Below are 6857 nucleotides of genomic sequence, written 5' to 3' on the forward strand. Positions count from 1 at the left end.
GCCCAGGGCTCCGGCGCCCCCGCCCAGGTCGCCGCGGCCCCGGCTGCTTCCCAGGCGGCGGCCCAGGACCCCGAGGCCGGCACGCAGCTGGCGCAGCTTCGCCGCTGACGCGGCCTCACGAGACGGTACGAGAAGCGGGACGGACGGACAAACATGGCGACCGCGTCACACACGCATGACGATCATGGCCACGGCCATCACGACCACACGCCCGGCTTCGTGGCGCGCTGGTTCTTCAGCACGAACCACAAAGACATCGGCATCCTCTACATCATCTTCGCGGTGCTGGCGGCCTTCGTGGGTGTCGGCCTGTCGCTGCTGATGCGCATGGAGCTGCAGTCGCCGGGGATGCAGATCTTCGCCGACGGCCAGGCCTGGAACGTGGCGGTCACCGCCCACGGCGTGGTCATGGTCTTCTACGTGATCATGCCCGCCCTGATCGGCGGCTTCGGCAACTACTTCGTGCCGATCATGATCGGCGCGCCCGACATGGCCTTCCCGCGGCTGAACAACATCAGCTTCTGGCTGCTGGTGCCGGCGCTGATGCTGGCGGTCGGCAGCCTGTTCGTGGGCGGCGCCGGCACCGGCTGGACGCTGTACCCGCCGCTGTCGAACAGCACCTACCAGTCGGGCATGGGCCTCGACATGGCGCTGTTCAGCCTGCACCTGGCCGGCGCCAGCTCGATCCTGGGCGCGGCCAACTTCATCACCACCATCTTCAACATGCGCGCCCCGGGCATGACGCTGCACAAGATGCCGCTGTTCGTCTGGGGCATGCTGGTCACCGCCTTCCTGCTGCTGCTCTCGGTGCCGGTGCTGGGTGGTGCGATCACCATGCTGATCACCGACCGCAACTTCGGCACGGCCTTCTTCGACCCGGCCGGCGGCGGCGACCCGGTGCTGTTCCAGCACCTGTTCTGGTTCTTCGGCCACCCCGAAGTCTACATCATGATCCTGCCGGGCTTCGGCATCATCAGCCACGTGCTGTCGACCTTCTCGCGCAAGCCGATCTTCGGCTATCTCGGCATGGCCTATGCCATGGTGGCGATCGGCGTGGTCGGCTTCGTGGTCTGGGCGCACCACATGTTCACCTCGGGCATCTCGGTGGACACGCGGGCCTACTTCATGGCGGCGACGATGATCATCGCCGTGCCGACCGGCATCAAGATCTTCTCCTGGATCGCCACGATCTGGGGCGGCTCGATCACCTTCAAGACGCCGATGCTCTTCGCCCTCGGCTTCATCTTCCTGTTCACCATGGGTGGCGTGACCGGCGTGAAGCTGGCCAATGCCAGCATCGACGTCATCCTGCACAACACCTACTACGTGGTGGCGCACTTCCACTACGTGCTGTCGCTGGGCGCCGTCTTCTCGATCTATGCCGGCTTCTACTACTGGATCGGCAAGATGAGCGGGAAGCAGTACCCGGAGCGCTGGGGCCAGATCCATTTCTGGCTGACCTTCATCGGCGTGAACCTGACCTTCTTCCCGATGCACTTCCTGGGCGCCCAGGGCATGCCGCGCCGCTATCCGGACTATCCGGACGCCTTTGCCGGCTGGAACCTGGTCGCCAGCCTGGGCGCTTATGTCTCAGTGGCATCCTTCCTGGTGTTCATCTATGTCTGCTTCCGCACCCTGATGGGCTCCGAGAAGGCCGCGGCCAATCCCTGGGGCGAGGGTGCCACGACGCTGGAATGGCAGGTGTCTTCGCCGCCGCCCTTCCACACCTTCGACGAACTGCCCCGCATCCGCTGAGCGGGCCCAAGGACCCAGGGTTTTTAGTCTGATGAGCGAGAGCGCGATCAAGACCGATATCCAGTTGGGGGGGGCTTCGGCCCCCCTCGGCGCGTCGGGCGAGCTTGACCTGAGCGAGGTGCGGGACTGGATCGCCCTGCTCAAGCCGCGGGTCATGTCGCTGGTGGTCTTCACCGGGCTGGTCGGGCTGCTGGTGGCGCCGGGGCACATCCACCCGGTGCTGGCGGCGACCGCCATCCTCTGCATCGCGGTGGCCGCCGGCGCCTCGGGCGCCATCAACATGTGGTACGACCGCGACATCGACGCGGTGATGCGGCGCACCGCCAGCCGGCCGATCCCGGCGGGCCGCATCCGGCCGCAGGCGGCGCTGACCTTCGGCATCTTCCTGGCGATCGCCTCGGTCGTCGTCATGGGGCTGGCCACCAACTGGGTGGCGGGCGCGGCGCTGGCCGGGTCGATCGGCTTCTATGTCTTCATCTACACCATGTGGCTGAAGCGCCGGACGCCGCAGAACATCGTCATCGGCGGCGCCGCCGGCGCCTTCCCGCCGGCGATCGGCTGGGCGGCGGTGACCGGCAATCTCGGCGTCGAGGCGCTGGTGATGTTCGCCATCATCTTCGTCTGGACGCCGCCGCATTTCTGGTCGCTGGCGCTCTTCGCCAATGGCGACTACCAGCGCGCCGGCGTGCCGATGCTGCCGGTGGTGGCGGGCGCGAAGGAGACGCGGCGGCAGATCTGGCTCTACAGCCTGGTGATGGCGCCGCTCGGCCTGCTGCCGACCGTGATCGGCATGGCCGGGCTGGCCTATGGCGCCGCGGCGCTGGTGCTGGGCGGCTTCTTCCTCGAGGCCATTTGGCGGGTGAAGCGCGACGTGCAGGACGAGGCCGGCGTCAGCCGCTCGAACGACGCGCCCGCGCGCTACGCCTTCAAGTTCTCCATCCTCTACCTGTTCCTGCTCTTCGCGGCGCTGGCCGCCGACCGGATGATCTTCGGATGACCGCCAAGACCAACGCCGTCCCGGGCAGCCCCACCAACATGACCGAGGATGAGAAGAAAGCCTTCATCCGGCGGCGGCGGGGGCGGAACTGGGCGGTGATGCTGGCGCTGCTGGGCCTCGTCGGCCTGTTCTACTTCGTCGCCATGGCCCGCATGTCGGTCAGCGGCTGAGCCAGGACCAGGGGGAGGACCGTCCATGCCGCAAAGCCGGCCGCAAGATCCGGAGCTCGCCCGCCGCAACCGCCGCGTGGCGCTCGGCGCCGCCGTGGTGGTGGGGGGCATGCTCGGCCTCTCCTTCGCCGCGGTGCCGCTCTACACCCTGTTCTGCGCCGTCACCGGCTATGGCGGCACGCCGATGATCGGCGGCCCGGGCGCCCCCGGCGCCGCGGCCGATGCGCGGATGATCACCGTCCGCTTCAGCGCCAACACCCATCCCGGCCTGCCCTGGCGCTTCCAGCCCGGGCAGAACAGCATGCAGGTCAAGCCGGGGGAGGAGGCGCTGGCCTTCTACACCGCGGCCAGTCAGTCGGGCGGCCCCTCCACCGGCATCTCGACCTACAACGTGACGCCGGAGATCGCCGGGCCCTTCTTCCACAAGGTGCATTGCTTCTGCTTCGACGAGCAGACGCTGGCCGCCGGCCAGCAGGCCGAGATGCCGATCTCCTTCTGGGTCGATCCGAAGATCGCCGAGAATCCGGAGACGCGCGACATCCGCACGATCACCTTGAACTACACCTTCTTCCGCACCCTGGCGGATGCCGAGCGGGCGGGCGCCATCGCCAAGGCCGGGCCGCATGTCGGCCGGGCGTCGGATGCCACCCCGGTCGGCGCCGGCAACGGGCCAAGCCCCAGATCCGTTCCGTGAGAGGGTTGATCCCCAAGCGTTTTTGGGGATTGATGCCAGGCACTGGCGGGCTGCCCCGCCAAGCCAAGTAAGACAGTTCCCCTGCAGTCGAGTCCAGGAAGCCCCATGGCCAGCAGCACCCCGACGGTGGAAGCCGACCACCCGCCCGTGAACAAGCACCCCTACCACCTGGTCGATCCCAGCCCCTGGCCGCTGACCTCGTCCTTCGCGGCCGGGCTGATGCTGTTCGGCATCATCCTCTTCGCCCAGAAGGGCATCCACTGGGTCTTCGGGGTCGGCCTGCTCGGCGTGCTGGTCTCGATGTACTTCTGGTTCCGCGACGTGGTGCGCGAGGCGCGGACGCCGGGCGTGCACACCTCGGTGGTGCGGCTGGGCATGCGCTACGGCATGCTGCTGTTCATCGCCTCCGAGGTGATGTTCTTCGTCGCCTTCTTCTGGGCCTATTTCCACTTCGCCCTCTACCCCGAGCATGTCTCGGGCGCGGCCAAGGCGATCTGGCCGCCGGCCGGCATCCACACCTTCGACCCCTTCCACCTGCCGCTGCTGAACACGCTGATCCTGCTGCTGTCCGGTTGCACCGTGACCTGGGCGCACCATGCGCTGATCGAAGGTGATCGCAAGGGGATGCTGCAGGGCCTGGGCCTGACGGTGATCCTCGGCCTGTTCTTCACCTTCTTCCAGGCGGTGGAATATGCCGAGGCGCCCTTCGCCTTCCATGGCGGCGGCATCTATCCCTCGGTCTTCTTCCTGGCCACCGGCTTCCACGGCTTCCACGTGATCGTCGGCACCATCTTCCTGGCGGTCTGCTGGTTCCGCGCCAAGGCCGGCCACTTCACCCCGCAGCGCCATTTCGGCTTTGAGGCGGCCGCCTGGTACTGGCACTTCGTCGACGTGGTCTGGCTGTTCCTCTTCGTCTGCGTCTACGTGCTGGGCGCCGGCGAGCTCGTGCAGCACTGACGCTGCGCCGCCCGGGACCGCTGCCGGTCCCGGGCCTTTCCTCCCTGATGCATCCCGTCTTCTGATGACCGCCTGGCGACGCCTGCGCCTGCCGCTCCTGGCGGGGCTGCCGGTCTTCGTCATCCTGCTGGGGCTCGGCACCTGGCAGTGGCAGCGGCTGCAGTGGAAGACGGCGCTGCTGGCCGAGCTCGCCAGCGCCGAGGCCGGTCCGGCCCGCCCGCTGGACGACGCCGCCCCCACCCCCTGGACCAAGGTCTTCGCCGATGGCCGCTTCCGGCATGACCGGGAAGCGCTGCTGGGGCTCGAGGTGCGTGGCGGAGTGCTGGGCGCCCAGCTGCTGACGCCGCTGGAGCGCGACGGCGCGCCCCCGCTGCTGGTGCTGCGCGGCTGGGTGCCGCTGGAAGGCGTTCTTCCCATCGACCGCCCGGATGGGACGGTCCGCATCGAAGGCTATGTCCGCCCCGGCGAGCAGGCCGATTCCTTCGCCGCCCGCGACGATCTCGGGAAAAAACGCTTCTACACCATGGATCCGGCGGTGATCGGCCCGGCCATTGGCGCGCCGGGCCTGGCGCCCTTCGCCCTGGTGGCGCTGGGCGCGCCGCAGCGCGGGGTGCTCCCGATGCCGGCGGCCTCGCTGCCGCGGCCGGCCAACAACCACCTCGGCTATGTCATCACCTGGTACGGGCTGGCCCTGGCCGAGCTCGGGGTGTTCATCACCTTTGCCCGCCGCCGCCTGAAGGAGCCTGCCGATGAACCCCGCCTATGACCGCCTGAAGGCCCGCTTCGCCCGCATCGGCGCGTTGGGGGAGGCGCAGTCGATGCTGCATTGGGACGCTGCCGCGGTGATGCCGCCGGGCGGCGCCGCGGCCCGCGGCGAGCAGCTGGCGACGCTGGCGGGCCTCGCGCACCAGCTGATGACCGAGCCGGGCATGGCCGCCGACCTGGCCGAGGCGGAGGCCGGCGGCGCGTGGGACGGCGCCAACCTTGATCTGATGCGCCATGCCCAGGCGCGCGCCACCGCCCTGCCGGGCGCGCTGGTCGAGGCCAGCGCCCGGGCCAATGCCGCCTGCGAGACCGTCTGGCGCGAGGCGCGGGCGAAATCCGATTTCGCCCAGGTGCGGCCCTTCCTGGAAGAGGTGGTGCGGCTGCAGCGGGAGACTGCGGCGGCGCTGTCGGCGGTGACCGGCCTGACCCCCTATGATTCGCTGATGGAGGGCTATCAGCGCGGCATCGGCGCCGGCGACGTGGAGCCGATCTTCGCCGCCTATGAAGCCTTCCTGGTCGAGGCGCTGCCGCAGGCGGAAGAGACCCAGGCCCGCCAGCCGGCCGCGCGCGAGCCCGCCGGACCCTTCGCCACCGCCACCCAGCAGGCGCTGTGCCGCGAGATGGCCGGGCGGGTCGGGCTGGACTTCGCCCATGCGCGGCTGGACGAAAGCCTGCATCCTTTCTGCGGCGGCACGCCGACCGATGTCCGCATCACCACCCGCTACACGCCCGACAGCTTTGCCCAGGCGCTGCTCGGCGTGCTGCACGAGACCGGCCACGCCATGTATGAGCGCGGCCTGCCGCTGGACTTCGCCCGCCAGCCGGTGGGCGAGGCGGCGGGGATGGCGGCGCATGAATCGCAGAGCCTGATCGTGGAGATGCAGGCGGCCCGCTCCGATGCCTTCCTGTCCTATCTGGGCCGCAAGCTGCCGGAGGTCTTCGGCGAGGACCCGGCCTATGCGCCGGAGAATCTGGGCCGGCTGTGGCGCCGGGTGGAGCGCGGCTTCATCCGTGTCGATGCGGGGGAGATCAGCTACCCGGCGCATGTCATCCTGCGCTTCCGGCTGGAGCGGGCGCTGATCGGCGGCGAGCTGGCGGTGGCCGACCTGCCCGGCGCCTGGAACGAGGGCTTCCGCCGGTTGCTTGGCCGCGAGGTGCCGGACGATGCGCGGGGCTGCCTGCAGGACATCCACTGGCATGATGGCGCCTTCGGCTATTTCCCGTCCTACACGCTCGGCGCCATGGCCGCCGCGCAGCTGATGCAGGCGGTCCGTGCCGCGGTGCCCGATGTCGATGCCGCCCTGGCCGAAGGTGACTTCGCGCCGTTGATGGGCTGGCTGCGCGAGAAGGTGCATGCCCAGGGTTCGCGGCTGGGCTTCCAGGACCTGCTGCGCCACGCCACGGGCAAGCCTTTGGACCCGTCCGACTTCATGGCGCATCTGCGCAGCCGTTACCTGGCGCATTGATCGCGGGGTCCGGGGGGATCGTATCCCCCCGGCGGGGGTCGGGGGGCGGAGCC

General features: G+C 69.3%; 7 protein-coding genes. All 7 read left to right on the forward strand.

Annotation, left to right across the window (positions count from 1 at the left end; all coding sequences use genetic code 11):
• The first annotated feature begins 153 nt into the window (after positions 1 to 153).
• The 7 genes from ctaD to BKE38_RS13820 all read left to right on the forward strand — a co-directional run bounded on the left by ctaD (position 154) and on the right by BKE38_RS13820 (position 6804).
• A complete protein-coding gene (gene ctaD / locus BKE38_RS13795) occupies positions 154 to 1755 on the forward strand; it encodes a cytochrome c oxidase subunit I (protein ID WP_076957887.1) in 1602 nt (533 codons plus the stop codon).
• A gap of 154 nt (positions 1756 to 1909) precedes the next feature.
• Positions 1910 to 2752 carry a heme o synthase gene (locus BKE38_RS13800; protein WP_408887423.1) on the forward strand — a complete coding sequence of 281 codons (843 nt, stop codon included), beginning with the start codon at positions 1910 to 1912 and terminating at the stop codon, positions 2750 to 2752.
• Positions 2749 to 2922, forward strand: a complete 174-nt coding sequence (locus tag BKE38_RS32085) for a hypothetical protein (RefSeq protein ID WP_165694186.1) — start codon at positions 2749 to 2751, stop codon at positions 2920 to 2922. The genes BKE38_RS13800 and BKE38_RS32085 overlap by 4 nt, the downstream gene beginning before the upstream one ends.
• Positions 2923 to 2947: 25 nt before the next feature.
• Positions 2948 to 3616 carry a cytochrome c oxidase assembly protein gene (locus tag BKE38_RS13805; RefSeq protein ID WP_076957889.1) on the forward strand — a complete coding sequence of 223 codons (669 nt, stop codon included), beginning with the start codon at positions 2948 to 2950 and terminating at the stop codon, positions 3614 to 3616.
• Positions 3617 to 3721: 105 nt separating this feature from the next.
• Positions 3722 to 4573: a cytochrome c oxidase subunit 3 gene (locus BKE38_RS13810; RefSeq protein ID WP_076957890.1), complete on the forward strand. Its 852-nt coding sequence runs from the start codon at positions 3722 to 3724 to the stop codon at positions 4571 to 4573.
• 64 nt (positions 4574 to 4637) lie between these two features.
• The gene (locus tag BKE38_RS13815) at positions 4638 to 5339 is read left to right on the forward strand and encodes an SURF1 family protein (RefSeq protein ID WP_076957891.1); all 702 of its coding nucleotides are present in this window, start codon (positions 4638 to 4640) and stop codon (positions 5337 to 5339) included.
• The gene (locus BKE38_RS13820) at positions 5323 to 6804 is read left to right on the forward strand and encodes a carboxypeptidase M32 (RefSeq protein ID WP_076957892.1); all 1482 of its coding nucleotides are present in this window, start codon (positions 5323 to 5325) and stop codon (positions 6802 to 6804) included. Before BKE38_RS13815 ends, BKE38_RS13820 begins: the two co-directional genes overlap by 17 nt.
• Positions 6805 to 6857: the final 53 nt, after the last annotated feature.

Origin of the sequence: Teichococcus deserti, assembly GCF_001982615.1 — a bacterium.
Lineage (GTDB): Bacteria > Pseudomonadota > Alphaproteobacteria > Acetobacterales > Acetobacteraceae > Pseudoroseomonas > Pseudoroseomonas deserti.